The sequence below is a fragment of the Rhodococcus jostii RHA1 genome, from assembly GCF_000014565.1.
Taxonomy (GTDB): Bacteria; Actinomycetota; Actinomycetes; order Mycobacteriales; family Mycobacteriaceae; genus Rhodococcus_F; species Rhodococcus_F jostii_A.
This window is the reverse complement of the sequence record NC_008268.1, coordinates 2,236,655-2,259,691: the sequence shown is the minus strand read 5'-3', so window position 1 is coordinate 2,259,691 and position 23,037 is coordinate 2,236,655. Positions and strand designations below refer to the sequence as shown.

At 67.1% G+C, this 23,037-nt stretch carries 19 protein-coding genes; 6 read left to right on the top strand and 13 right to left on the bottom strand.

Annotated elements, in window-relative coordinates; translation table 11 throughout:
• The first annotated feature begins 93 nt into the window (after positions 1–93).
• Positions 94–1,719 carry a chaperonin GroEL gene (groL, locus tag RHA1_RS10475; RefSeq protein WP_005263938.1) on the top strand — a complete coding sequence of 542 codons (1,626 nt, stop codon included), beginning with the start codon at positions 94–96 and terminating at the stop codon, positions 1,717–1,719.
• Positions 1,720–1,897: 178 nt separating this feature from the next.
• Here groL and RHA1_RS10470 read toward each other — a convergent pair whose 3' ends face one another.
• Positions 1,898–2,104 carry a PspC domain-containing protein gene (locus RHA1_RS10470; protein ID WP_005251806.1) on the bottom strand — a complete coding sequence of 69 codons (207 nt, stop codon included), beginning with the start codon at positions 2,102–2,104 and terminating at the stop codon, positions 1,898–1,900.
• Positions 2,105–2,884: 780 nt separating this feature from the next.
• Here RHA1_RS10470 and RHA1_RS10460 point away from each other — a divergent pair.
• Together RHA1_RS10460 and RHA1_RS10455 are read left to right on the top strand one after the other, a co-directional pair.
• On the top strand, positions 2,885–3,928 hold the full coding sequence (locus RHA1_RS10460) for an alpha/beta hydrolase (RefSeq protein ID WP_009474815.1): 1,044 nt from the start codon (positions 2,885–2,887) through the stop codon (positions 3,926–3,928).
• A 73-nt stretch (positions 3,929–4,001) separates the two neighbouring features.
• Positions 4,002–4,835, top strand: coding sequence for an alpha/beta hydrolase family protein (locus RHA1_RS10455; protein WP_029539301.1), 834 nt, complete (start codon positions 4,002–4,004; stop codon positions 4,833–4,835).
• An 8-nt stretch (positions 4,836–4,843) separates the two neighbouring features.
• Here the strand turns inward: RHA1_RS10455 and RHA1_RS10450 are convergent, their stop codons facing one another.
• Positions 4,844–6,934 (bottom strand): prolyl oligopeptidase family serine peptidase, encoded by a 2,091-nt coding sequence (locus tag RHA1_RS10450; protein WP_011594957.1) that lies wholly within the window; start codon positions 6,932–6,934, stop codon positions 4,844–4,846.
• Between the two features lie 55 nt (positions 6,935–6,989).
• On the opposite strand from RHA1_RS10450, the gene lpdA reads away from it, so the two are divergent.
• Both lpdA and RHA1_RS10440 read left to right on the top strand, forming a co-directional pair.
• Positions 6,990–8,390 carry a dihydrolipoyl dehydrogenase gene (lpdA, locus tag RHA1_RS10445; RefSeq protein WP_011594956.1) on the top strand — a complete coding sequence of 467 codons (1,401 nt, stop codon included), beginning with the start codon at positions 6,990–6,992 and terminating at the stop codon, positions 8,388–8,390.
• A gap of 112 nt (positions 8,391–8,502) precedes the next feature.
• On the top strand, positions 8,503–8,952 hold the full coding sequence (locus RHA1_RS10440; protein WP_016882725.1) for a DUF5709 domain-containing protein: 450 nt from the start codon (positions 8,503–8,505) through the stop codon (positions 8,950–8,952).
• Here RHA1_RS10440 and RHA1_RS10435 read toward each other — a convergent pair.
• The gene (locus RHA1_RS10435) at positions 8,945–9,355 is read right to left on the bottom strand and encodes a winged helix-turn-helix transcriptional regulator (RefSeq protein ID WP_011594954.1); all 411 of its coding nucleotides are present in this window, start codon (positions 9,353–9,355) and stop codon (positions 8,945–8,947) included. The genes RHA1_RS10440 and RHA1_RS10435 overlap by 8 nt on opposite strands.
• Before the next feature lie 124 nt (positions 9,356–9,479).
• Between RHA1_RS10435 and RHA1_RS10430 the strand changes: the two genes are divergently transcribed.
• Positions 9,480–10,337 carry an SDR family oxidoreductase gene (locus RHA1_RS10430; RefSeq protein ID WP_011594953.1) on the top strand — a complete coding sequence of 286 codons (858 nt, stop codon included), beginning with the start codon at positions 9,480–9,482 and terminating at the stop codon, positions 10,335–10,337.
• On the opposite strand, the gene atzF is transcribed toward RHA1_RS10430, so the two are convergent.
• The 10 genes from atzF to urtB all read right to left on the bottom strand — a co-directional run bounded on the left by atzF (position 10,334) and on the right by urtB (position 22,999).
• The gene (gene atzF / locus RHA1_RS10425; RefSeq protein WP_011594952.1) at positions 10,334–12,079 is read right to left on the bottom strand and encodes an allophanate hydrolase; all 1,746 of its coding nucleotides are present in this window, start codon (positions 12,077–12,079) and stop codon (positions 10,334–10,336) included. The two genes, RHA1_RS10430 and atzF, sit on opposite strands and share 4 nt — an antisense overlap.
• Positions 12,079–15,729 carry an urea carboxylase gene (uca, locus tag RHA1_RS10420; RefSeq protein WP_011594951.1) on the bottom strand — a complete coding sequence of 1,217 codons (3,651 nt, stop codon included), beginning with the start codon at positions 15,727–15,729 and terminating at the stop codon, positions 12,079–12,081. Before uca ends, atzF begins: the two co-directional genes overlap by 1 nt.
• A 91-nt stretch (positions 15,730–15,820) precedes the next feature.
• Positions 15,821–17,260 carry a short-chain fatty acid transporter gene (locus tag RHA1_RS10415; protein WP_009474806.1) on the bottom strand — a complete coding sequence of 480 codons (1,440 nt, stop codon included), beginning with the start codon at positions 17,258–17,260 and terminating at the stop codon, positions 15,821–15,823.
• A 33-nt stretch (positions 17,261–17,293) separates the two neighbouring features.
• Entirely contained in the window at positions 17,294–17,827 is a 534-nt protein-coding gene (locus tag RHA1_RS10410; protein ID WP_009474805.1) for a carboxymuconolactone decarboxylase family protein, read from the bottom strand.
• The gene (locus tag RHA1_RS10405; protein ID WP_011594950.1) at positions 17,824–18,660 is read right to left on the bottom strand and encodes an SDR family NAD(P)-dependent oxidoreductase; all 837 of its coding nucleotides are present in this window, start codon (positions 18,658–18,660) and stop codon (positions 17,824–17,826) included. Before RHA1_RS10405 ends, RHA1_RS10410 begins: the two co-directional genes overlap by 4 nt.
• 99 nt (positions 18,661–18,759) lie before the next feature.
• A complete protein-coding gene (locus RHA1_RS10400; RefSeq protein ID WP_011594949.1) occupies positions 18,760–19,458 on the bottom strand; it encodes a GntR family transcriptional regulator in 699 nt (232 codons plus the stop codon).
• The gene (gene urtE / locus RHA1_RS10395) at positions 19,458–20,171 is read right to left on the bottom strand and encodes an urea ABC transporter ATP-binding subunit UrtE (protein WP_011594948.1); all 714 of its coding nucleotides are present in this window, start codon (positions 20,169–20,171) and stop codon (positions 19,458–19,460) included. Before urtE ends, RHA1_RS10400 begins: the two co-directional genes overlap by 1 nt.
• Positions 20,158–21,003 carry an urea ABC transporter ATP-binding protein UrtD gene (gene urtD / locus RHA1_RS10390; protein ID WP_009474801.1) on the bottom strand — a complete coding sequence of 282 codons (846 nt, stop codon included), beginning with the start codon at positions 21,001–21,003 and terminating at the stop codon, positions 20,158–20,160. Before urtD ends, urtE begins: the two co-directional genes overlap by 14 nt.
• Entirely contained in the window at positions 21,000–22,118 is a 1,119-nt protein-coding gene (gene urtC, locus RHA1_RS10385) for an urea ABC transporter permease subunit UrtC (RefSeq protein WP_005261082.1), read from the bottom strand. Before urtC ends, urtD begins: the two co-directional genes overlap by 4 nt.
• The gene (gene urtB, locus RHA1_RS10380) at positions 22,115–22,999 is read right to left on the bottom strand and encodes an urea ABC transporter permease subunit UrtB (RefSeq protein ID WP_005251836.1); all 885 of its coding nucleotides are present in this window, start codon (positions 22,997–22,999) and stop codon (positions 22,115–22,117) included. The genes urtC and urtB overlap by 4 nt, the downstream gene beginning before the upstream one ends.
• Positions 23,000–23,037: the final 38 nt, after the last annotated feature.

Genomic DNA, 23,037 nt, shown 5'->3' with positions numbered 1-23,037 from the left:
TCGCGGGCACCGAACTCGGCCGAAGGCGTAAATGAGGCGACCCGACTAGCGGTCGCCTTGTGTGTCACCCCCAATCCGGAGGATCACTTCGCAATGGCCAAGATCATCGCGTTCGACGAAGAGGCCCGTCGCGGCCTCGAGCGGGGACTCAACGCCCTCGCCGACGCAGTCAAGGTGACGTTGGGCCCCAAGGGTCGCAACGTCGTGCTCGAGAAGAAGTGGGGCGCCCCCACGATCACCAACGATGGTGTTTCCATCGCCAAGGAGATCGAGCTCGAGGACCCCTACGAGAAGATCGGTGCCGAGCTGGTCAAGGAGGTCGCCAAGAAGACTGACGACGTCGCCGGCGACGGAACCACCACCGCTACCGTTCTCGCCCAGGCTCTCGTCCGTGAGGGTCTCCGCAACGTCGCTGCCGGCGCCAACCCGCTGGGTCTGAAGCGCGGCATCGAGAAGGCCGTCGAGGCCGTCACCGTGCGTCTGCTCGAGACCGCCAAGGAGATCGACACCAAGGAGCAGATCGCTGCTACCGCTGGTATCTCCGCAGGCGACCCGTCCATCGGCGAGCTCATCGCCGAGGCCATGGACAAGGTCGGCAAGGAAGGCGTCATCACGGTCGAGGAGTCCAACACCTTCGGCCTGCAGCTCGAGCTCACCGAGGGCATGCGCTTCGACAAGGGCTACATCTCGGCGTACTTCGCCACCGACCCGGAGCGTCAGGAAGCCGTCCTCGAGGACGCGTACATCCTGCTCGTGAGCTCCAAGATCTCCACGGTCAAGGACCTGCTGCCGCTGCTGGAGAAGGTCATCCAGTCCGGCAAGCCGTTGGTCATCATCGCCGAGGACGTCGAGGGCGAAGCCCTGTCCACCCTGGTGGTCAACAAGATCCGTGGCACCTTCAAGTCCGTGGCCGTCAAGGCCCCCGGCTTCGGTGACCGTCGCAAGGCTCAGCTCGCCGACATCGCCATCCTCACCGGTGGCGAGGTCATCAGCGAAGAGGTCGGCCTCTCCCTGGAGACCGCCGGACTCGAGCTGCTCGGCCAGGCACGCAAGGTCGTCATCACCAAGGACGAGACCACCATCGTCGAAGGCGCGGGAGACCCCGAGGCCATCGCCGGTCGCGTGGCGCAGATCCGCGCCGAGATCGAGAACAGCGACTCCGACTACGACCGCGAGAAGCTGCAGGAGCGCCTGGCCAAGCTGGCCGGTGGCGTTGCAGTCATCAAGGCCGGCGCTGCCACCGAGGTGGAGCTCAAGGAGCGCAAGCACCGCATCGAAGATGCCGTGCGTAACGCCAAGGCTGCCGTCGAAGAGGGCATCGTCGCCGGTGGTGGCGTGGCTCTGCTGCAGTCGGCTCCCGCGCTCGACGACCTGAAGCTCGAAGGTGACGAGGCCACCGGTGCGAACATCGTTCGCGTCGCCCTCGAAGCACCGCTGAAGCAGATCGCCTTCAACGCGGGCCTCGAGCCCGGCGTCGTTGCCGAGAAGGTTCGCAACCTGCCCGCAGGTCACGGCCTCAACGCCTCGACCAACGAGTACGGCGACCTGCTCGAAGCCGGCATCAACGACCCGGTCAAGGTCACCCGCTCCGCGCTGCAGAACGCAGCGTCCATCGCGGCTCTGTTCCTGACGACCGAGGCCGTCGTCGCCGACAAGCCGGAGAAGGCCGGAGCGCCCGTGGGCGACCCGACCGGCGGCATGGGCGGTATGGACTTCTAAAGGCGGCTACGCCTCCCGTGAGTGGTTGAGGAGTCCCCGGACTCGCCCACCACGCACGGGCACGAAGTGCTCCGAAAGAGCCCGGGACACCATCTGGTGTCCCGGGCTCTTTCTTGTCTGTGGCCGTGGATTCTTTCCACGGCCACAGTGCTTTTCGGTGCTGCCGCCTGGGTCGGTGTCAGTGTCCGGCAGGCATCAGCATCCAGGCGGCGAGGTAGACGAGGGCTGCGGTGCCGCCGGTGACCAGCGTGGCGACCACGGTGAGCAGACGGACGAGGTTGACGTCCACCGAGAAGTATTCGGCGATGCCGCCGCAGACGCCTGCGAGCATCTTCTGGTTGTCGGAACGGGTGAACTGGCGGGGAGTGTTGCTGTCGAATGTCATGCGTCCATTCTGTTCGGCGGTACCTGCCGGCACATCGGGATGTACCCCGATCTCGACCCTGGTCTTTCACCCTGAGCGCCCGCTCCATGCCGCCGGATGCTCGTGCCTCGAGTCGATCGCCCTCCGTGTCCGCGCCGCGCCGAAAAACTCGATATCCCACACTTGGGGTCAATTAGATGCCAAGATTGAAACTTTTGCCATCTAATTATGAATTGCGAGGCAAAGAGGATGCGTTCACCGGGCAAAAGGAGATGCTCGAATTCGTCCACGCCTCGTTACTCCGCAGGAGAATTCAAGGGCAGTGGCAAGAAAAAGTCCGGAAACAATGCAGCGAGGTATGTTCTGTCGCTCTTCGATTACGAGAACGTGGATCCGGAGATCCTAGTCACCGCATATCCGCAGGTAAATGAGCATGTCCTGAAGATAATTGAGAAGTAACCAGTGCTGATTTGCGGGTTCGTCGTTAAGTCAACGATTGCAAATGTTTACCACTTTGTGCTTATTCGACGTAAAAACTCGGGTACAAATGACGGAGCCCCTGAAGGTGGGGGATTTCGAATCCGCTGAATCGCCAAAAGGAGTAAGAAATATGTCGACCATCATTACGTCCTTGCTCGACGCACTCACCACCCTCATCGGCTTCCTCGGGTCCGTCGAAGGATAGGGGCACTCCGTTTCGGCCCCACTTCTCGACGAGAGCTGGAGTCCACATGACATCATGTGGGCTCCAGCTCTCGCCTCTTCGGAGTCGGGCAGGTGACGTCGCAGCGAAGGAGAACGATGGTCAACCGCACTGCAGCGGGTAGGTACGGGGTGCGGCTTGCGCTCGCGGTCGCCCTGACGGCGGCGATTCCGTGCCTCGGAGTCCAGGCGTCCGCTTCCGCCGATCCCACCGGAGATGCCACTGTCGCGGACGGTGGTTCCCACCTGGTGAGCACCGACGAGATCGACGACCGGCAGTTGACCATGCAGGTGTACTCGGCCTCCATGGACCGGGAGATCCCGCTGCGGGTCATCACCCCCGCGGACACGAGCGAACCGAGGCCCACGCTGTACCTGCTCAACGGGGCGGGCGGCGGCGAGGACTCCGCCACGTGGCAGGCCAGGACCGATGTCGTCGGCTTCTTCGCCGACAAGAACGTCAACGTGGTCACTCCGATGGAGGGCGCGTTCAGTTACTACACGGACTGGGAGCAGACCGACCCGGAACTGGGCAACAACAAGTGGACGACGTTCCTCACGCAGGAACTTCCGCCGATCGTCGATTCCGCGCTCGGCACCAACGGCGTCAACTCGATCGCTGGTATCTCGATGGCGGGCAGTTCGGTGCTGAGCCTGGCACAGTCGGCTCCCGGCCTGTACGAGAGCGTCGGCGCCTACAGCGGCTGCGCGATGACCAGCACGGACCCCGGCCGCACGTACGTGCGGCTGGTCGTCGAGGGCCGCGGCGGCGGCGACACCTCCAACATGTGGGGGCCGGAAGACGGCCCCGGCTGGACGGCGAACGACCCGTACGTCAACGCGGAGAAGCTGCGCGGACTCGACATCTACGTCAGCAACGGATCCGGACTGCCCGGGCCCGGCGACCAGCTGAACGGACCGGGGATCAACGGCGACGTCGGCACGCTCGCCAACCAGATCCTCCTCGGCGGCGCCATCGAGGCGGCCACCAACCAGTGCACCCACGCGCTCGCGGACAAGCTGAATGAACTGCAGATTCCCGCCACCTTCGACTTCCGGCCCGTCGGGACGCATTCGTGGTCGTACTGGGAAGAAGACCTGCACAAGTCGTGGCCGATGCTCGCTGCGTCGATCGGCCTGTAGTCACCGGTCTCGGATGAGACTCGACCCCCGCAGATCCCGGATCTGCGGGGGTCGAGCCGTCTAGTCTGACGAAGTGGAGACAGTACCGATCCAGATGCCCGACGGAACCACCACTCCGGTTCGCCTGTTTCCCGGTCCGGACGAGGCCCCCGTCATCGTGGTGTTTCCCGGCCTGGGAATTCCCGCCGGCTACTACGAACCCTTCGCCGACGAGCTCGTGTCCCGGGGGTTCAACGCGGCGATCGGCGAACTCCGTGGCCAGGGCGACAGCCGTCCCCGTCCGAGCAGCACCAGCACGTACGGCTACCACGAACTGGTGGCTCTGGACTTCCCCGCGATCTTCGAAGTGGTGCGGGAGCGTTTTCCCGCCGCGACGCCCTTCCTGCTGGGACACAGCATGGGTGGTCAGCTCGGCGTGATGTACGCGGCCCGGATCCGCGGCCGGCTCGGCGGGATCGTGCTCGTCGCGTCCGGGTCGCCGTATCACCGGGGATTCCCAGGGATACACGCCCCTCGGATGCTGGTGGGCGCCGCGGCGATGTCGATGACCGCCAACCTGGCGGGGTTCTGGCCCGGCGACAAACTCGACATCGGCGGGTTCGGGCGGCAGTCGAAGGCGCTGATCACCGACTGGTCGCGATTCGCCCGCACCGGCAGGATCGAACCCGACGGCGCCGACATCGACTACGAGGAACGCATCGCCCGGCTGAAACTTCCGGTGCTGTCCGTGACCGTCGAAGGAGACGATCTGGCTCCGGAATCCTCGGCGAAGAACCTCCTCGCGAAACTCCCCAACGCCGACGTCACGCAGTGGCACCAGCCGGAGCCGCTGGGCCACAACGGCTGGATCCGCGACCCGGCCGGCACCGTCGACCGGATCGTCGAGTGGGTCCGCGACCACACCTGACCGGTGCGTCACGGGCGGGTGAGCTGCTCCCACAGGAACGTGAACGTGAGCGCCGATTTGAACGCGGCCTGGGCGTTGTCCGCGGCCCCGCCGTGCCCGCCCTCGATGTTCTCGTAGTACCAGACCTCGTGGCCCTGCTCCTCGAGCAGCGCCGTCATCTTGCGGGCGTGGCCGGGGTGGACGCGATCGTCGCGGGTGGACGTGGTGACGAGGATCGGCGGGTAGTCCGCGGTCGCGTCGGTGTTCTGATACGGCGAGTACTCGCTGATGAACTTCCAGTCGTCGGGGTTGTCTGGATCGCCGTACTCGGCCATCCACGACGCCCCGGCGAGCAGCAGGTGGTACCTCTTCATGTCGAGGAGCGGAACCTGGCACACGATCGCCCCGAACAGTTCCGGGTAGCGGGTGAGCATGACGCCCATGAGGAGTCCGCCGTTGCTGCCGCCCTGGATCCCGAGCTGCTTCGACGTCGTGACGCCCCGGGCCACGAGGTCGCGAGCGACCGCGGCGAAGTCCTCGAACGCCTTGTGGCGACCTTCCCGCACCGCCTGGGTGTGCCATGACGGGCCGTACTCGCCGCCGCCGCGGATGTTCGCCACCACGTACGCGCCGCCGCGTTCGAGCCACGCGAACCCGACCGAACCGCTGTACCCCGGGACCATCGAGTTCTCGAAGCCGCCGTATCCGTACAGCATGGTGGGGCAGGGCCCGGTGACGTCGTCACGGCGCACTACGAAGTAGGGGATCTCGGTTCCGTCGTCGGACACCGCGAAGTGCTGCGACACCGACATGCCGTCCGCGTCGAAGAACGACGGCGCCTGCTTGACGGGTTCGAGCGGTCCGCCGACCGTGCCGTACAGCAGCGTCGCCGGCGTCGTGAATCCGCTGGAGTTGACGAAGAAGCTGTCGCTGTTGCGGGGGTCGGTGCTGATGATCCCGCTCGCCGTGAGTTCCGGTACGCCGTCGAGAGGCTTCTCCTCCCACCCGGTGTCGTTCGGTGTGAGCACCGACAGCTTGGTCTGCACGTCCGACAATCGCACGAGGAGGAGGTGGTTCCGGGTCCACGTTCCCTGCTCCAGTGATGTGTGCTCGTCCGGGGTGAACAGTGGCGTCAGCTCGCGTGACCCGGCGAGGAAGTCGGCGTAGTTCGCGGCGAGCAGCGACCCGGCCGGGTAGACGGTGCCGTCCACGTCCCAGTCGGTGCGCGGACGGATGGTCAACCAGTCGCGGTACACGGACGAGCCCGCGTCGTCGGGGGTCTCGATCCGGACCTTCGAGCCGTCCGGGAGCAGCTGGTAGCGCTCGGAATTGTAGAAGTCCATGGACCGGCCGACGAAGTGCCGCTCGTATCCGGGAGTGTCGTCGTACGAGGCGCCGACGGACACGTCGGTGGTCTCGCCCTCGAAGACGGTGACCGCCTCGGTGATCGGGGTGCCGCGATGCCAGCGCTTCGCGATTCTCGGGTAGCCGGAATCGGTCATCGAGCCTTCACCGAAGTCGGTCCCGACGTACACGGTGTCCTTGTCGATCCAGCTGATGCTGGTCTTCGCCTCGGGGACGTCGAATGCGTGGTCACCGCCGACGAATTCGCGCTTCTCGATGTCGAATTCGCGCACCACGGACGCGTCGGCGCCACCGCGCGAGAACGACAAAAGGGCGCGCGACTGCTCGGGTCGCAGCACGCTGGCCCCGGCCCACACCCAGTTCTCACCCTCCCGTTCGGCGAGGGCGTCGACGTCGAGCAGGACGTCCCACTCGGGGTTCTCGGTGCGGTACTGCTCGAGCGTGGTGCGCCGCCAGATGCCGCGCTTGTGGTCGCCGTCGCGCCAGAAGTTGTACAGATACTCGCCGCGCATGCCGGCGTAGGGGATCCGGTCGTCCGTGTCGAGTACGTCCAGGATCCGGCTCTCGAGCCCGGAGAACTCGGCGGTCTCGGTGTACTCGGCGAGAGTGCGGGCGTTGCGCTCCCGCACCCAGTCGAGCGACCGTTCCGCGGTGACATCTTCGAGCCAGAGGAAGGGATCCGTCATGGCGCCATTCTTGCAGGCGGTGTCATGCCTGGTCGCGGCGGCAAAGGTGTGACGGGTGAGGCTACTCATGGGTAATACGACCGCGTGGCGACAGCGATTCCGGACGGGACTACCCTGAACAACCGTGACCTCACACTATGACGTCGTTGTCCTCGGAGCCGGTCCCGGTGGGTACGTCGCTGCTATCCGCGCGGCACAGCTGGGATTGAGCACCGCCATCATCGAGCAGAAGTACTGGGGCGGTGTGTGCCTGAACGTCGGCTGCATCCCCTCCAAGGCACTTCTCCGCAATGCCGAACTTGCGCATCTCTTCACGAAAGAGGCCAAGACGTTCGGCATCTCGGGAGAGGCGTCCTTCGATTTCGGCGCAGCCTATGACCGCAGCCGCAAGGTCGCGGACGGGCGTGTCAAGGGCGTTCACTTCTTGATGAAGAAGAACAAGATCACCGAGTACGACGGCAAGGGGTCGTTCACCGACGCCAACACCCTCTCGGTCGAGCTGTCCAAGGGCGGGACGGAGACGGTGACGTTCGACAACGCCATCATCGCCACCGGTTCCACCACCAAGCTGCTGCCGGGCACCTCGCTCAGCGAGAACGTGGTCACCTACGAGGAGCAGATCCTCACCCGCGATCTCCCGGAGTCGATCCTCATCGTCGGTGCCGGCGCGATCGGCATGGAGTTCGGGTACGTCCTGAAGAACTACGGAGTGGACGTCACGATCGTCGAGTTCCTCGACCGTGCGCTGCCCAACGAGGACGCGGACGTCTCCAAGGAGATCGAGAAGCAGTACAAGAAGCTCGGCGTCACGATCAAGACCGGTGCCGCCGTCCAGAGCATCGACGACGACGGCAGCAAGGTCACCGTCTCGATCAAGAACAACAAGTCCGGCGACATCGAGACCGTCGTGGTCGACAAGGTGATGCAGTCGGTCGGATTCGCGCCCCGCGTCGAGGGCTACGGCCTCGAGAAGACCGGTGTGCAGCTCGATCGTGGTGCGATCGGCATCACCGACACGATGCAGACGTCGGTGCCGCACATCTACGCCATCGGTGACGTCACGATGAAGCTGCAGCTGGCGCACGTCGCCGAGGCGCAGGGCGTCGTGGCCGCCGAGACGATCGCCGGCGTCGAGACGCTGCCGATCGAGGACTACCGGATGATGCCGCGGGCCACGTTCTGCCAGCCGCAGGTCGCGAGCTTCGGTCTGACCGAGCAGCAGGCCAAGGACGAGGGTTACGACGTGAAGGTCGCGACGTTCCCGTTCACCGCCAACGGCAAGGCGCACGGCCTCGGTGACCCGACCGGTTTCGTCAAGCTGATCGCAGACAAGAAGTACGGCGAACTGCTCGGCGGACACCTGATCGGACCCGACGTCTCCGAGCTGCTGCCCGAGCTGACCCTCGCGCAGAAGTGGGACCTCACGGTCAACGAGCTGGCCCGCAACGTGCACACGCACCCGACGCTCAGCGAAGCCCTGCAGGAGGCCATCCACGGTCTCGCCGGGCACATGATCAACTTCTGACCCGAACACCGAGAGGGCCCGCACAGTCTCTGTGCGGGCTCTTTTCGTTTCTCACCGAGTTGCTTCCGCGATCCGATGGCGAACTGTCCGCTGCGATGGCATCGTGGGAAAGATGACCATGCCGGACAGCACGCCAGAAGGATCCGAGGGCGAGTACAGCCTGGACGAAGAGGACCAGTTGCAGCCGGAAGACACGTTGGTCGACCGAGGTGTGGACGACGTTCTCGACGAGGGCTATTCGCCTCCGGAGAGGCCGCTCGGGCTGGACGCGTACGGGACGACGGCCGCCGAGCAGCGCGAGGGGGAGACCCTCGATCAGCGGCTCGCGGAGGAGGAGCCGGACCCGGCTCTGGAAGACGACGACAACGCGGAGATCCTCGACGACAACGAGGTCGGGCGGCTGCGGTCGGGCCGGCTCGTCGCGGAGGACGAGGGTGTGGGCGAGGACGAGGAGAAGGACCTCGTGGCGTCCGACATCGGCATCGACGGGGGAGCGGCGTCGGCCGAGGAGGCCGCGGTCCACATCGTCGACGAGGAAACCGAACTCGACGAACTCAGCTGACGCCGCGTCCGGCGTCGTATTTCTCCTGTGCTGCCTGAACGTCGGGCACGCGCGATTCGACCAGTTCGATCAGGCCGATGAGGCGTGAACCGACCTCGGCGCCGAGCGGTGTCAGGCTGTATTCGACCTTGGGTGGAATGGCCTCGAGCACCTCGCGAACGACGAGGCCGTCTCGTTCGAGGGCCTGCAGCGTCTGCGACAGCATGCGCTCGCTGACGCCGTCGACGCGTCGGCGGAGTGCACTGAATCGGTAGTTCCCCTCGGTCAGCGCCGCGAGTGCGAGCACCCCCCAGCGACCGGTGATCGTCTGCAGGGTCTCGCGCGACGCGCAGTTGCGTGCAAAGACGTCTGCCTCGAGGGTGACGTCCTCGGCTTCCTGTGCTGGCTGTGCGAGCTCGGACATACGTCCAGTCTACCCCACACGAAGGAAGTGCTTACTCTAACATTTGCACTTACGAAAAATTAGTGCATGATGATAAGTGAGCTTGAACAGTCAACCTCACCCACTCACGCGCTAGGAGTTCGTCATGACCATCGCCGTCACAGGAGCAACCGGACACCTCGGTCGACTCGTCGTCGAGGCACTACTCGACAAGGGCACCCCCGCGGGCGACATCGTCGCCGTCGTCCGCACCCCGGCCAAGGCCGCAGACCTCGCCGACAAGGGCGTCGAGATCAGGCAGGCGGACTACAGTGATCGCGCCGCACTCGAGTCCGCCTTCGCCGGCGTCGACAAGCTGCTGCTCGTCTCCGGCAGCGAGGTCGGTCAGCGGGTTGCCCAGCACGCCAACGTGATCGACGCCGCGAACACCGCCGGAGTCGGCTTCGTCGCCTACACCAGCATCCTCGACGCGCAGAACAGCCCGATCGGATTGGCCGTCGAACACCGTGCCACGGAGGACCGGCTGACGCAGTCCGGAATCGACTTCGCGCTGCTCCGCAACGGCTGGTACTGGGAGAACTACCTCGGCAGCACTCCCGCCGCGGCCGAGACCGGTACGCTGTTCGGCAGTGCCGGAACGGGTGTCGTCGCCGCTGCCGCCCGCAAGGACTACGCCGAGGCCGCCGCCGCGGTCCTGCTCGCCGACGGGCCGGCAGGCAAGGTGTACGAGCTGGGTGGCGACGAGCGCCTGACGTACAGCGAACTGGCGGAGGTCATCTCCTCCGTCCTCGGAAAGCCTGTGTCGTACAAGGACCTTCCGCAGGCTGAGTACGCCGCGGCGCTCGAGGGCGCCGGACTGCCCGCACCGATCGCGAGCATGCTCGCCGACTCCGATGCGGGAGTCGCCGTCGGCGCTCTCGACACCGAGAGTGGCGACCTGCAGAAGCTGATCGGCCGCAACTCGACTCGCGCCGCCACCGTCCTTGCCGTGAGTACTTCTTAACCGCGGGCGGTTGACAAGTACTCACGGGCGTAAGCAACCCAACTGCCGAACTCGGTGATGTCCGTGGCCCCGTCGACCGCGTCGTGGGTGCAGCTGAAGCCGACCACGGCGCGGCCGTCGGACAATTCGACGCTCGTCAGCGCCATCGGGGCAGGTAGTGCGGCGAGGAAGGTGCCCAGCCCGGCGGGTGACACCCGGAACAGTTCCCCGACGATCGCCGCTCCGGCGCCGGGGCCGCGACGGACGAGGCCGGGCTTGGGCGGCGTGGTGGCGAGCGCGGTGAGTCGGTACGCGTCCGTGGTGGTGACGGTGTCCACGAACCGTGCACCGATGTCCTCGAGCTGGAAATGCAGTGGCTGTCCGCGCAGGTGGGCTCCGAACACAGCCAGTTCCACACCGTCCTCGACGAGGGTGGGCGCCGGTGCACCGACGAGACGGGCCGCGAGGTCCACGGCCACCTGATCGGCGAACGCCGGCACCACGAACATGACACCGAACGGGTCGCCGGTGGCGGTCGGGGCGCCCGGGACCGCGACGGCGGCCATGTCGAGCAGGTTGCAGAAGTTCGTGTACGTGCCCATCCGTCGGTTGATGTCGATCGGATCGGCTTGCACGGCAGCGATGGTCGGGTGTTCGGTGGTGGTGGGCAGCAGGAGGCCGTCGAAACCGGCCAGCAGTTCCCGCGTCTGCGCCTTGACGCGGGTGAGCGTGTCGAGGTCGGCGGCGAACTCGTGGCCCGCCGGCTTCCTCGCCGACTCGACGATGGCGGTGACCACCGGATCGGCGCCCGCCGGTGCGGTGTCGAGGAACTTCCCGACAGCGGTGTACCGCTCGGCGACGACGGCGCCGTCGTACAGCAGGCGGGCGGCGTCGAGGAGCGGGGAGATGTCGACCGCCTCGACGGAGAAACCTCGGTCCGTCAAAGATGCCACCGTGGCGACGAACGCCGCGCGGTACTCCGGTGTCAGCAGCGCGAGGTTCTCTTCCGCGGGAATCGCGACCCTCGGCTGTGCGGGCGCCGCCAGGCGGACGTCGGACGGCCACGCGCGACTCCGCGGGTCCGCGCTCGCCGGGCCCGACATGATGCGGGCGGCGGTCACGGCCGTGTCGAGTTCGGTGGCGAAGACGGTGACGCAGTCGTAGTCGACGCAGGCGGGCACCACGCCGTCGGCGGGGATGACGCCGAGTGTCGCCTTGATTCCGACGAGACCGTTGAACGCGGCCGGGACCCGGCCCGATCCCGCTGTGTCGGTGCCGATTCCGATGTCGGCGATGCCGAGGGCGACGGCGACGGCGGAACCGGAGCTGGATCCGCCCGACACCCGTTCGGGATCCCACGAGCACCGGACGGCGCCGTACGGACTGCGTGTCCCGACCAGCCCGGTCGCGAACTGGTCGAGGTTCGTCTTCCCCAGCACCACAGCGCCCTGCTCGACCAGGCGGCGCACAGCGCTCGCGGTGACGTCGGGGAGGTAGGCGAACTCGGGGCACGCGGCCGACGTCGGCAGTCCCGCGACGTCGACGTTGTCCTTGACCGCCACGACCTTCCCGGCCAGGGGGAGGTGTTCGCCGGCGTCGAGACGGGCCTGCACGGCAACGGCATCCGCGTGCACGTCCTCGGCGGGCCGGAGGGTGATCCACACCTCCGGACGGTCCACCTCGGCGATCCGCCGGAAGGCGTCCTCGACACGGGCGGTGGGGGAGAGGGTGGTCTGTCCGCGGTTCACGGCATCGACAGTCATCAGTTTTCTGCTCCAATCACGACGAGGGGGGTGCCCGGTTCGACGATCGCGCCCGGTGACACGAGGACTTCGAGGACTGTTCCGGACGTGGCGAACGCAACCGGCATCTCGAGTTTCATCGCCTCGAGTACCACGGCGTTCTGGCCCGGTTCGATTCGTTGCCCGGCTTCGACTTCGACGCGCCACACGGTGCCGACCATGGGAGCCTCGACGACGGCAGCCCCGGGCGGAAGGTCGACCCGTGCCGACGGCTCGGGTGCGGGCGCCTGCTCGACGCGGTCGAATTCGCCCGACGCGCGCCACGCGGACTTCTCCGCCTCGAACGCCGCGGACTGCCGGGAGTCGAACTCGGCGATGGATTGAGCGTTGTCCCGCAGGAACTTCAGGTGGTCGGCGAACGCGAACGTGCCGTCGGAGATCTCCGCGTCGAACCGCCCCGCGACGGCCTGCTCGCGGTATTCGCGCAGCTGTTCCGGGGTGACGGGTTCCCACACGATGCGGTCGAAGAACCGGAACATCCACGGTGTGCCCTCGTCGAAGGGGCGGTGCTGCCGGTAACCGGACCAGATCGGGACGGTGCGCCCGATCAGCTGGTAGCCGCCCGGCGACTCCATGCCGTAGACGCACAGGTACTTGCCGCCGATCCCGACCGCGTCGGACGGCGTCCACGTGCGCGCCGGGTTGTATTTAGTGGTGACCAGGCGGTGCCGGGGGTCGAGGGGCACGGCCAGTGGTGCGCCGAGGTAGACGTCGCCGAGCCCCAGCACCAGGTATTCGGCGTCGAACACGGCGTCGCGGACGTCGTCGACGCTGCCCAAACCGTTGATGCGCCGGATGAACTCGGTGTTCGACGGTAGCCACGGCGCCTCGTCGCGGACACCGCTGCGGTACCGGTCGATGGCCTCGGCGATGGACGGGTCGGCGAACGACAGCGGCAACCGGACCGTGCGACTCGGCACCACCAGATCGTGTGTCGCGGGCAGCAGTTCCTCGATGTCCTGGAGGATGTCCAGCAACCGGCCGGCGGGAAGTTCGTCGGCGTCGAAATGCAGGTGCAGGGAGCGCACACCCGGAGTGATGTCAATGATGCCCGGGACACGACGCCGGACCAGCGCTTCCGACAGTGCGTGGACGCGCATGCGGAGTCCGAGATCGAGTTCCCGGTCGCCGTACTCGACGAGGATGTTGTCGTCCCCGCCGCGGAGGTACGCGACCTCGGGACGGTCCAGTACGGGCGGGAGGCGGCGCAGGACCCCGCCGTCGCTGTTCGACGAGCGGGTTGCGGTGGGCGGAAGATCCAGTTTGCGCGACGAATCCGACGCCCGCAGCTCGTGCGCACCGTCGTCGGAGACGGCGACGAACCGCACTTCGTCGCCGGGCCTGATCTGTCCGAGTTTCCACCGGTGCGCCTTCACCACGGTGAGGGGGCACGCGAAGCCGCCGAGGCTCGGTCCGTCGGGGCCGAGCAGGATCGGGGTGTCGCCGGAGACGTTGAGCGCTCCGATGCTGTACGGGTTGTCGTGCAGGTTCGACGGGTGCAGCCCGGCGTCGCCGCCGTCGGTCCTGGACCAGACCGGCTTGGGGCCGTCGAGTCGGAGGCCGGTCCGGTTCGCGTGGGTCTGGACCTTCCAGGTGGTGTCGTAGAACTGCGCCATGTCGGAGTCGGTGAAGTAGGCGGGCGCCGGCTGCGGTCCCTCGGTGACGGCGAGATGCCACACGTGCGTGAACTCGGGACGCGAGTCCTCCGGGACGGGATGCGGTGCGCCGAGACCCGCGGTGTTCTCGAACAGCGAGTCGTCGAAGAGTCCCAGCACGTCACCGGTGGTGACGGCCTTGCCGGTGATGCCGCCGAACCCGCCGAGTGTGAACGTGGACGCGCTGCCGTGGTACAGCGGCGCGTCGATGCCGCCCCGGAACGCGACGTACGTGCGCAGGCCGGTGTCCGCCGGAGTGCCGACGTCGAGAACCGATCCGGCCGGCGCTTCCACCGGTTCCCACAGGGCGACCGGTTCGCCGTCGAGAGTGACCGGGGTGTCCGCGCCACCCACACAGATCACGGTGGCATCCGAGAACACGAGTCGCGGCCCCTGCAGAGTGCATTCGAGCCCCGGTGCGCCGACCGGATTGCCGACCGCGGTGTTGACCAACTGGAACGACAGGTCGTCCATCGGTCCCGACGGCGGAATTCCGACCTCCCACAGTCCGATTCGGCCGGGATGGTCCTGCACGGTGGTCATCGTCCCGGCGCGGAGCACGTCGACGCGGCGGCCGGTGGGCCGCAGATCGGCCAGCGACTGCGTGGTGTGCTCGGCGCCCAGAACCGTGTCGGCGACGCAGATCCGCCGCAGCTGGGGCAGGTTCGTCTGGACCCCGTAGATGTGCGTGTCGGCGAGTGCCTCCGCGAGGGCGGCGAACGCCGCCCTGCGCCGGTGCCCGCGGGTGATCACCTTCGCCAGCATCGGGTCGTAGTAGGCACTCACCTCGGTGCCCGTGTCGACCCACGTCTCGACCCGCGTGTGAGCCGGGAACTCGACCCCCGTGAGTCGTCCGGCGCTGGGACGGTAGTCGTGGCCGGGGTCCTCGGCGTAGATACGGGCCTCGACGGCGGTGCCCCTGATCTCGGGTCCGGAGTCGGGGAGCCCGTCGAGCATGGAACCGTCCCCGCGGGCGAGCCTGAGCATCCACTCGACGAGGTCCACCCCGGTGACCTCCTCGGTCACCGGGTGCTCGACCTGCAGTCGCGTGTTCATCTCGAGGAACGACGCCTCACCGCGGTCCACGTCGTAGACGAACTCGACGGTTCCCGCGGACCGGTAGTGCACCGACGACGCGAGGCTGCGGGATGAGCTGAGCAGTTGTTCCACCACGTCGTCGGAGAGCCCGGGCGCCGGGGCCTCCTCGACCACCTTCTGATTGCGGCGCTGTAGTGAGCAGTCGCGGGTGCCGAGGCTCAGCGTGCGGCCGAGCCCGTCGCCGAACACCTGTACCTCGATGTGCCGGGCGCGGGCGACGAAGCGCTCCAGGAACACCCCGGACGAGGAGAAGTTGGCCTGGGCGAGGCGCTGGACGCGATCGTAGGCTTCGCGGAGTTCGGCGGCGTCGAAGCACGCCTGCATCCCGATGCCCCCGCCGCCACCGACCGCCTTGATCATCACCGGATAGCCGACGTCGGAGGCCACGGACAGGGCGGCGTCGACGGAGTCGAGGAGTCCGCTGCCCGCGACGAGCGGGACGCCGACGGCGCGGGCGGCCTCGCGCGCCGTGTGCTTGTTCCCGAACGTGCGGAGCTGTGCGGGGGTGGGGCCGACGAACGCGATCCCGGCGGATTCGGTCGCCGCGGCGAACGTGTCGTTCTCCGAGAGGAAGCCGTATCCGGGATGAATCGCGCCCGCGCCCGTCGCCAGGGCGGCTTCCACGACGGCGTCGGCGCGCAGATACGACTCGTGGGCGGGAGCCGGGCCCAGCCGGACGGCGACGTCGGCCATCTCGACGTGCGCGGCCGCCGAATCGGCGTCGGAGTACACCGCGACCGTCTTCAGCCCGAGGATGTGCGCGGATCGCATGATGCGGCAGGCGATTTCGCCCCGGTTCGCGACGAGCAGAGTGTCGAAGGAGTACTCGATCGGCGGCGTATTCATCCCTGTGGACATGGTTGTATACGCTAAGGACGGGGTGTTTCACCGAGATTTCTCGAGGTAAAGCGTGGGTTAGTAAGACCTCTCACGGGCCGCGCGAACCGGGTCACGGTGAGGAGGGCTGCACCGGGGGCACGAACTCGAACGTCGTCCCGAGCAACCACACCAGGAGCAGGACCACCGGCAGGTGGAACATGAACTGCAGGAACGTGAATCCCACCAGGTCGCGCGCCTTGAGCCCCAGCACCGCGAGGAGGGGCAGCATGAAGAACGGGTTGATCAGGTTCGGCAGCGCCTCGGCGACGTTGTACACCTGGACCGTCCAGCCCAGGTTCATCCCGACGTCGGTGGCCGACTGCATGACGTAGGGCGCCTCGACCAGCCATTTTCCGCCTCCGGACGGCACGAAGAGACCCAGCACCACCGTGTAGAGGGCGATGACGACGGTGAAGCCTCCGCCGCTGCCGATGTTCGTGAAGAACTCGGCCAGGTGCTCGGAGATGGTGAGGCCGTTTCTGCCCTCGGCCTTCGTGAGGATCGCGGCCATCGCGGCGTACAGCGGGAACTGGACCAGGATGCCCGCAGTGGCGGGGACGGCCAGCGCGACGGCTTGCAGGAACTTGCGCGGCGTCCCGTGCAGCACCAATCCCAGCATGAGGAAGACCAGCAGATAGGCGTTCAGGCTACTGACGACGGTGAGCACGGGTTTGGTCACCAGCTGGGAGATCAGCCACCCCAACGTCATAAGACCGGCCAGCGCCGGCAGGATCCGGCTGTACTCGAGCCACTCTCCCGGTCGCGTTCGGGGTGCCACCTCCTTCGGCCGGTCGTCGAGGTCGACGTCCAGATCCTGTGCGGTGGTGACGGCCGCACCCCTCGGCGCGGAGAAGTGGGCGATGACCACGGTCAGGGCGATGATGATCACGCACATCAGCAGCGACTGCCAGGTGAAGATGGTGGTCCCGAAGTCGAGGACGCCGGTGATCTCCAGCAGCGCCGGCGGCAGGGACGCGGCGGTGGCCTGCAGTTGCGCGGCGGACGAGGACATGCCGAGCGCCCACACGGCGCCCAGACCCATGAAGGCCGCCGCGCCGAGCGCACGGTAATCCACTCGCAGGTCGGATCGGCGGGCGATCGCCCGGGCGAGCAGCCCGCCGAACACCAGACTGAGCCCCCAGTTCAGGAAGGAGACCGACATGGACAGGAACGCGACGAAACTGACTGCGGTGCGCGCCGACTGAGGCACCAGTGCCAGGCGATCGATCAGCCGGGCGACCGGCGGGGACGTGGCGACGACGTATCCGGTCAGCACCACCATCGCCATCTGCAGGGTGAACGCCGTCAGATCCCAGAAACCGTCACCGAACGCGTCCACGACCGTCTGCGGAGACGAACCGTTGGCCAGTGCGGCCACCGAGACGACGAAGACGCCGACGAGCGCGAAGACGTAGGCGTCCGGAAACCACTTCTCCGTCCAGCCGGCCAGCGACTGCGCGACCCGCGCCAGTCCCTTCTCGGAACGGACTTCTTCGGTAGCGGATGTCATGCGGCCGTTCCTCTTCTCTACGCGATGCGGAACCTACGAATAGTCGCGTTCGATCCTCAGAGTCCCGATGGTGGTGGCCAGGGCGTCGTACTGGGTCACCAGAAAGCAGAATTCGATCATCCGGCGGTCGTCGAAGTGGATGCTCAGCGCCGACCACGCGGCATCGTCCAGGTTGTCGGTGGTGACGAGTTGGTCGACGGCGGTGAGGATGGCGCGGCGGCGCGCGTCCCAGCCCTCCGCACCCGGACCTTCCAGCACCTGTTCGAGGAGCGCCGGGGTGACGCCTGCCCGGCGTCCGAGGCGCACATGGTGATCCATCTCGTAGCCGCACTTCCGCAGGTGTGCCACGCGAAGGATGATCAGTTCGGTCTCGTACCGGGAGATCTGCCCGCCCGGCATCAGCTTGCCGGAGTACTGCAGCCACGCACGGAAGAGGCCCCTCGTGCGGCCCACCGTGCTGAACAGATGTGCGTCCGGCACACCGGCGACACGGGAGATGATTCGCCACAACACCCAGTTGACGGGGCCGAGTTCCTTCAGGCGTCCGGGTGGAATGCGTGCGGTCACGCCGCCCCCTCTCCTTCTACTCGTCCCCTCGTGGGAACGGCTGCGTGCGCGCGTAGTTCGATCGAACGGGTCATCTCCGTGGCCCGAAGTGCGAGCATACGCACAGAATCCGTCCCGGGTACCCGGGACGGCGCGTATATCCGATTCTTCCGTCCCGCGATTGCCCGCTCGAGTGCGTCGACCGCCACCGTGATCGAGGAGGTCCGGGTCAGTGCGCTGCCGCGGGGTGGAGGAACCGCGACGCCGTCGAAATCGATCAGGGTCCGGTCGGTGTCGATCTCGCCGAGGCGGGCGATGCCGACCCGGGTCCCCAGCGATTTCATCTCGTCCCGCAGGGCCTCGCCGAGTTCCTCGGCACCGCCTCTCGTGGCGCCGTGGACACCGCGCAGCGGGCTGAACGTCGTCGACGACGCCACGACGAGCGCGTACCCGTTGCGGTGCCCGATGTACGGTCCCGCGGCCCGCAACGTGTGGTACGTCCCCAACACGTTCACCTCGATGGCATACCGCATCACCTCCGGATCACCCTCGACGATGTGCGCCGGGGGCGTCACGCCCGCGTTGGCGACGACGACGTCGAGGCCGCCGAGCCGGTCGGTGAGGTAGTCGAACGAGTCCTCGACGGCTCGCCGGTCGCGGGTGTCGCAGCGACGCCACGGCGCCCGGCCGCACGTGGTGGCGGTCTGTTCGAGGAGTTCGGGTTCGAGGCCGAGCAGCCCGACACGGGCGCCCCGCTCGTGAAGTCTTCTGGCGAGTCCGGCGCCGATACCCCGGGCTGCGCCGGTGATCAGGACGCGGCGTCCGACCAGATTCTCTTCGAGAGTGCGTGACATGAAGCGAGTTCCCAACCTGTGTTACCGAGCGGTAGCAAGACGCTAGCACCCGCTCGGTTCATTGGTGGGAAAAATGTCCACCAGAGTTGGACAACTGTCTCAATCCCGGATCGCCCACGCCATCCGTGCGAGGGAAAGTGCCTGCTCAGCACGCTCGATGACCACCTCACGCGACTCGCTGATGTGCGCGAGCAGCGTGTCGTACGCGGAATCCAGCTTGCCGTCGAGGGCGAGCTCGGCCACCGAGATGTGCTCGTCGACGGTCGCGCTCATGCGGTCGGGGGTGAGGTAGTCGAACATCCGGACCGGCCGCACCTTCGCGTTCACGTTGACGAGCGCATCCGACAGCGCCCGGTTCCCTGCGGACCGCAGCAGAACGGTGTGGAACTGCTCGTCGAGCGCCACGAACCCGGCGTCCGGCTCGGGGTTCTCCTTCCGCAACGCGTACCACCGGTCGAGCTCGGGTCCCAGAACGTCCGGGTCGTGCGACAGCGACTCGTCGGCGCGGACCCGGGCGATTCCCTGGAGCTCGAGCGTGATGCGCAGTTCGTACAGTCCGGCCAGCTCGTCGATGCGGGGGCGGTACGGAAACAACCCGCCCACGTCGCGCTGGACGAGTCCGTCGGCGAGGAGCCGGGCCAGGGCCTCCCGCACCGGCGTCCGCGACACCCCGTAGGTGTCGGCGAGACGCTCCTCGCCGAGACGCTGTCCCGGTGGGATCCGGCCGCTCATCAGGTCGGTGCGCAGCGACAGATACACGTGATCGCTGAGGGAGCCGGCCGGTTCTCGGCGTGCCATCAGATGGCCATCGCCGCGCGGACGTCGGAGACCGCGGTACGGACGTCGGAGCCGGGTGCGGCGCCACCGGCGCCGGAGGAGGTGACCCGCCCCGACTCGAGGACGTGGTAGCTCTCGGCGGATTCGAGAGCGAACCCGATGTGCTGTTCCACCAACAGGACTCCGAGTCCGCCGCGGCGGGTGAGTTCCATGATGGTGCGCTCGATCTCGGCCACGACGGACGGCTGAATGCCTTCCGTGGGTTCGTCGAGGATCAGCATCTTCGGTTCCGTGATCAGGGCCCGCGCGATGGCGAGTTGCTGACGCTGCCCGCCGGAGAGGAGACCGGCACGCCGGTCGAGCAGGCCGCGCAGAGCCGGGAACAGATCCAGCACCTCGCCGACGAGTTCTTTTCCGCGCTTGCGGCCGTCTGCCACCACCTGAAGATTCTCGGCGGTGGTCAGCTGACCGAACGACTGCTGGCCCTGCGGCACGTAGGCGAGGCCGCGCGCCACCCGGGCGCTCGGCCGCAGCGCCGTGACGTCCTCGCCGTCGAACAGCACCCGCCCGGAGTCGACCTTGATCAGTCCGACCGCGGCCCGCAGAAGCGTCGTCTTGCCCGCGCCGTTGTGTCCCATCACCGCGGCCACACCGTCCGACGGGACCGTCAGCGAGACTCCGTGGATCACTTCGGTTCGGCCGTACCCGGCCCGGATGTTCTCAAGCTCGAGCATCGCTGTCCTCCTTCGAAACCTCGGGCTGCAGTTCGGGGGCGGCACCGGCCGCGGCGGTCCCGAGGTACACCTCCTGCACCCGTGGATCGGCCTGCACCTGCTCCACGGTTCCCTCGCTCAGCACCTTCCCGGCGTGCAGCACGGTCACTGACGTCGCGAACGCGCGCATGAAGTCCATGTCGTGCTCGACCACCACGACGGTCCGCTCACCGCCGATGCGGCGCAGCAGGTTTCCCGTCTCGTCGCGTTCCTCGTGGCTCATGCCGGCCACCGGCTCGTCGAGCAGGAGGACGGAGCAGTTCTGCACCAGCAGCATTCCGATCTCCAGCCACTGCTTCTGTCCGTGCGCGAGGATTCCCGCCGGGGTGTCGCGCAGCGTGCCGAGACCCGTGACGTCGAGCGCCTCCTCGATGACGGGGAGCACCGTCTTGCGTCGGCGCAGCAGTGTGAGTGCGGACCGGCCCGCGCCCGCCGCGATGTCGAGGTTCTGGAGAACCGTCAGCTCCTCGAACACGCTCGCGGTCTGGAACGTGCGGCCCACACCGAGCCGGGCGATGCGGTGCACCTTCTTGCCGATCAACTCGACACCGGATTTCGTGACCGATCCCGTCGCGGGGACGAGCCCGGTGATGGCATCGACGAGAGTGGTCTTGCCGGCGCCGTTGGGACCGATGAGGAACCGCAGATCGCCCTGCATCAGGGTGAGGTCGACGCCGTCGACCGCCTTGAAGCCGTCGAAGCTGACCCGAAGGTCCCGGACCTCGAGATACTCGCTGGACATTCCGGCGTTGCCGCCGAGCACCGGCACCTTGGCCGTGGTGGGAATCGTCATCGGGCCATCTCCATTCGTTCCGTCGGCTCGGTCTCGTCTTCCGGTCCGGGCGGGGCAGGTTCGTCGGAGGAGGCCTTCTTCTTCCGCTTCAGCAGCGCGAACAGTCCCGCGACACCGGCCGGGAAGAATCCGACGACCACGATGAACAGCAGGCCCTGCGCGTACGTCCAGCCGGACGGGAACGACTCCGAGAACGCGCTCTGCGCCCACGCCACCCCGATGGCGCCGAGCACCGGGCCGAGGAGCGTGGAACGTCCGCCGATGGCCACCCCGATCAGGAACGCGATCGACGGGACGATCCCGACGTCGGCGGGGGAGATGATGCCGACGATCGGCACGAACAGCGCGCCGGCGAGGCCCGCGAAGAACGCGGCCGTCACGTAGGCGACGAGTTTGATGTTCGCCGGGTCGTACCCGAGGAAGCGGACGCGCTCCTCCTGATCCCGGACGGCGACGAGCAGTTCGCCGTAGCGGCTGTTCATCAACTGCCGCGTGATCGCGACCACGGCCAGCAGCACGCCGGCGGCGATGAAGAACAGCATCTGCTTGTTGGCCGGATCGTTCAGGTTGAAACCGAAGAACGTGCGGAACCGGTTGAGGCCGTTGCTTCCTCCGGTGCTCTGCTGACCGACCAGCAGGATCGCGAACGCGGCTGCGAGCGCCTGGCTGAGGATCGCGAAGTACGCGCCCTTGACGCGGCGCTTGAACACCCCGAGCCCGAGGACGAACGCCACCAGCGCCGGGATCAGCAGGATTCCCAGGATCGTCACGATCGGCGACGTGAACGGCACCCAGTAGCCCGGCAGCTCCCGGATGCCCGCGATCTGCATGAAGTCGGGCACCGTGTCGCCGCGGAGTTCGGCGTCGGCGATCTTCAGATGCATCGCCATCATGTAGGCGCCCAGCCCGAAGAAGACACCCTGGCCGAGGGTGAGCATGCCGCCGCGGCCCCACGCCAGGCCGATACCGACCGCGACGATCGCGAAGCACAGGAACTTGCCGAGCAGACTCAGCCGGAAGTCGCTGAGAACCGCGGGGGCGACGACGAACAGAAGCAGTGCGGCCAGTGCGAATCCCGCCCACGCGCGGTAGCGGCCACTCGTCAGGATGCTCATACGAGACTCCTCGTCTTGACGGCGAACAGGCCCTGCGGCCGAACCTGGAGGAACACCACGATGACCACGAACACGATGACCTTGGCGATCGACGCCGTGGTCGAGTACTCGACGAACGAATTGAGGATGCCGAGTGCGAACGCGGCGATCACCGCGCCCTTCATCTGCCCCAGGCCGCCGACCACGACCACCAGGAACGCGTCGATGAGGTAGCTCTGCCCGATGGTCGGGCTCGTCGAGCCGATCAGGGTGAGCGCCACACCCGCGACACCCGCCAGACCGGAACCGATGAAGAACGTCGTCACATCGGTTCGGCGACTGGAGATCCCGCTGGTCTCCGCGAGGTCACGGTTCTGCACGACGGCGCGGATACGGCGTCCCATCGGGGACTTCTGCATCGCCAGCGACAGCGCGACGACGGCAACGACGGCCAGAACCAGGATGAACAGGCGCGTCTTCGGCACCACCGCGCCCAGGATCTCCACACCACCGGAGAGCCACTCCGGTGCGGCGACGTTGACGGCGGGCGCACCGAAGACGTCCCGCGCCAGCTGCTGCAGGATCAATCCCACACCGAACGTCACCAGCAGCGTGTCCAGCGGCCGGTGGTACATCCGCTTGACGAGGGTGACCTCGAGGAGGACACCCATCGCGCCACCGACCACGAAGCCGACGAGCAGAGAGATGAACAGAGAACCGGTGGCGCTCGACACCACCTGCTGCACCACGTAGGCCGTGTACGAGCCGGCCATGATGAATTCGCCGTGGGCCATGTTGATGACGCCCATCTGGCCGAACGTCAACGACAGCCCCAGCGCCGCGAGCAACAGGATCGATCCGATACTCAACCCGGTGAACAGCTGTCCGATCACTACATCCATCGATGTGTGTCCTCTCTCTTCCCTCGTGCTCGTCGGAC

What these genes read in the sequence shown, in the direction of transcription:
- urtD (WP_009474801.1), bottom strand. Translation starts at nt 21,003, where the DNA reads ATGACGATTCCCACCACGGCCAAGGTGCCGGTGCTCGGCGGCAACGCC.
- atzF (WP_011594952.1), bottom strand. Translation starts at nt 12,079, where the DNA reads ATGACTGTCGATGCCGTGAACCGCGGACAGACCACCCTCTCCCCCACC.
- RHA1_RS10400 (WP_011594949.1), bottom strand. Translation starts at nt 19,458, where the DNA reads ATGGCACGCCGAGAACCGGCCGGCTCCCTCAGCGATCACGTGTATCTG.
- RHA1_RS10430 (WP_011594953.1), top strand. Translation starts at nt 9,480, where the DNA reads ATGACCATCGCCGTCACAGGAGCAACCGGACACCTCGGTCGACTCGTC.
- RHA1_RS10470 (WP_005251806.1), bottom strand. Translation starts at nt 2,104, where the DNA reads ATGACATTCGACAGCAACACTCCCCGCCAGTTCACCCGTTCCGACAAC.
- urtC (WP_005261082.1), bottom strand. Translation starts at nt 22,118, where the DNA reads ATGAGCATCCTGACGAGTGGCCGCTACCGCGCGTGGGCGGGATTCGCA.
- RHA1_RS10460 (WP_009474815.1), top strand. Translation starts at nt 2,885, where the DNA reads ATGGTCAACCGCACTGCAGCGGGTAGGTACGGGGTGCGGCTTGCGCTC.
- urtB (WP_005251836.1), bottom strand. Translation starts at nt 22,999, where the DNA reads ATGGATGTAGTGATCGGACAGCTGTTCACCGGGTTGAGTATCGGATCG.
- RHA1_RS10415 (WP_009474806.1), bottom strand. Translation starts at nt 17,260, where the DNA reads ATGACATCCGCTACCGAAGAAGTCCGTTCCGAGAAGGGACTGGCGCGG.
- urtE (WP_011594948.1), bottom strand. Translation starts at nt 20,171, where the DNA reads ATGCTCGAGCTTGAGAACATCCGGGCCGGGTACGGCCGAACCGAAGTG.
- uca (WP_011594951.1), bottom strand. Translation starts at nt 15,729, where the DNA reads ATGTCCACAGGGATGAATACGCCGCCGATCGAGTACTCCTTCGACACT.
- RHA1_RS10440 (WP_016882725.1), top strand. Translation starts at nt 8,503, where the DNA reads ATGACCATGCCGGACAGCACGCCAGAAGGATCCGAGGGCGAGTACAGC.
- RHA1_RS10405 (WP_011594950.1), bottom strand. Translation starts at nt 18,660, where the DNA reads ATGTCACGCACTCTCGAAGAGAATCTGGTCGGACGCCGCGTCCTGATC.
- groL (WP_005263938.1), top strand. Translation starts at nt 94, where the DNA reads ATGGCCAAGATCATCGCGTTCGACGAAGAGGCCCGTCGCGGCCTCGAG.
- RHA1_RS10450 (WP_011594957.1), bottom strand. Translation starts at nt 6,934, where the DNA reads ATGAGTAGCCTCACCCGTCACACCTTTGCCGCCGCGACCAGGCATGAC.
- RHA1_RS10435 (WP_011594954.1), bottom strand. Translation starts at nt 9,355, where the DNA reads ATGTCCGAGCTCGCACAGCCAGCACAGGAAGCCGAGGACGTCACCCTC.